At 48.3% G+C, this 2,808-nt stretch carries 1 rRNA gene; it reads left to right on the forward strand.

The features are described from left to right. Positions 1 to 90: 90 nt before the first annotated feature. Positions 91 to 2,808, forward strand: a 23S ribosomal RNA gene (locus tag RH95_RS09035); the annotation flags it as partial.

Raw genomic sequence — 2,808 nt, forward strand, 5'->3', positions numbered from 1 at the left:
AAAGTTTTGAACCATAACAACTAAAAAAACTAATCAAAATTTCTTAAAGAACAATTAAACTGGAAATAAACAGAAATGTTTATTAACAAAGGTCAAGTTAAAAAGAGCACTAGGAGAATGCCTAGGCACCAAGAGGCGAAGAAGGACGTGACAAGCTGCGAAAAGCTGAGGTTAGTTGCAAATAAGCCAAGCCTCAGATATCCGAATGGGGAAACCCACCTCAAAAGAGGAATCCTATAGCCAATAAATAACTATAGGAAGCGAACCAGGTGAACTGAAACATCTAAGTAACCTGAGGAAGAGAAAGAAAACTCGATTCCCAAAGTAGCGGCGAGCGAACAGGGAAGAGCCCAAACGTGTAAAAAGAGAAAATAGCCAGTCGAATCATCTGGGAAGACGAACCAAAGAAGGTAACAGTCCCGTAGACGAAGGCGAAGATATCTGACACAAAAGAGTACCACGGGACACGAGAAATTCAGTGGGAATACAGGGGGACCACCCCCTAAGGCTAAATACTACTTGGTGACCGATAGCGAACAAGTACCGTGAGGGAAAGGTGAAAAGAACCCCTGGAGGGGAGTGAAATAGAATCTGAAACCTAGTGTTTACAAGCAGCGAAAGTGGCAAAAGCCACGATCGTGTACTTTTTGTAGAACGGGCCAGCGAGTTACGATTACAAGCAAGGTTAAACATTAAAGATGTGGAGCCGAAGCGAAAGCGAGTCTAAAGAGGGCAAAAGTTAGTAGTCGTAGACCCGAAACCGTGTGATCTATCCATGAGCAGAGTGAAGTTGAAGTAAAATTCAATGGAGGCTCGAACCGGGTAGCGTTTAAAAGCTATCGGATGACTTGTGGATAGGGGTGAAAAGCCAAACGAACACGGAGATAGCTGGTTCTCCTCGAAATAGCTTTAGGGCTAGCCTCTAGCAAGAATGAAAAGGGGGTAGAGCACTGACTGGTCAAGGGGCATGCATATGTTACCGAGACCTATCAAACTCCGAATACCAAATCATACGCTAGGGAGTCAGACTATGGGGGATGAGCTTCATAGTCGAAAGGGAAAGAGCCCAGACCATCAGCTAAGGTCCCAAAATTATAGTTAAGTGGGAAAGGATGTGGAGTTACTGAGACAACTAGGATGTTGGCTTAGAAGCAGCCACTCATTTAAAGAGTGCGTAATAGCTCACTAGTCAAGTGACTCTGCGCCGAAGATAACCGGGGCTAAACTATATACCGAAGCTATGGAACGAAAAACGTTGGTAGAGGAGCAATGTATGAAGGAAGAAGCAGAAGTTGAAAAGCACTGTGGACATCATACAAGAGAGAATGCTGGCATGAGTAGCGAGAGGTGAGTGAGAATCTCACCCGTCGAAAACCTAAGGATTCCTGAGCAAGGCTCGTCCACTCAGGGTAAGTCGGGACCTAAGGCGAGGCTGAAAAGCGTAGTCGATGGACAACAGGTTGAAAATCCTGTACCGATACAATCAGTGAGGAAGTGGGGACGCAGAAGGATAATAAGAGCGCCCAGTTGGTGAGGCGTGCAAGCGCAAAGGATGGGAAGTAGGCAAATCCGCTTTCCGAGAAGTCTAAAGCGTGATGCGGATCGAAAACAAGTAGAGAAGCTTATAACTCCACACTGCCAAGAAAAGCCACTACAAGAGAAGTATCGCCCGTACCGCAAACCGACACAGGTAGGTGAGGAGAGAATCCTAAGACGAGCGGAAAAACCTTTGTTAAGGAACTCGGCAAAATGACCCCGTAACTTCGGGAGAAGGGGAGCCCCTGTAAAAGGGGGCCGCAGTGAAAAGGCCCAAGCGACTGTTTACCAAAAACACAAGTTTCTGCGAAGTCGAAAGACGAAGTATAGGAGCTGACACCTGCCCGGTGCTGGAAGGTTAAGGGAAAAAGTTAGCATAAGCGAAGCTTAGAACTGAAGCCCCAGTAAACGGCGGCCGTAACTATAACGGTCCTAAGGTAGCGAAATTCCTTGTCGGGTAAGTTCCGACCCGCACGAAAGGTGTAACGATTTGGGCACTGTCTCAACAAAGGATCCGGTGAAATTGTAGTAGCGGTAAAGATGCCGCTTACCCACGACAGGACGGAAAGACCCCGTGGAGCTTTACTGTAGGCTGAGATTGAATTTTGGGATTAAACGTACAGAATAGGTGGGAGACGAAGAATAAGGTACGCCAGTATCTTAGGAGTCACCGTTGGGATACCACTCTTTTAATGCTAGAATTCTAACCTAACCCCATGAAACTGGGGAAGGGACACTCTCAGTTGGACAGTTTGACTGGGGCGGTCGCCTCCGAAAGAGTAACGGAGGCGTTCAAAGGTTCCCTCAGCACGGACGGAAATCGTGCGAAGAGTATAAAGGCAGAAGGGAGCTTAACTGCGAGACCAACAAGTCGAGCAGATGCGAAAGCAGGACTTAGTGATCCGGTGGTACCGAGTGGAAGGGCCATCGCTCAACGGATAAAAGCTACCCCGGGGATAACAGGCTTATCTCCCCCAAGAGTCCACATCGACGGGGAGGTTTGGCACCTCGATGTCGGCTCGTCTCATCCTGGGGCTGAAGTAGGTCCCAAGGGTTGGGCTGTTCGCCCATTAAAGAGGCACGCGAGCTGGGTTCAGAACGTCGCGAGACAGTTCGGTCCCTATCCGTCGTGGGCGTAGGAAATTTGAGAGGAGCTGTCCTTAGTACGAGAGGACCGGGATGGACAAACCGCTGGTGCACCAGTTGTACTGCCAAGTGCATAGCTGGGAAGCTAAGTTTGGAAGGGATAAGAGCTGAAGGCATCTAAGCCCG

The organism is Peptoniphilus rhinitidis 1-13, assembly GCF_000246925.1.
GTDB lineage: Bacteria > Bacillota > Clostridia > Tissierellales > Peptoniphilaceae > Peptoniphilus_A > Peptoniphilus_A lacydonensis.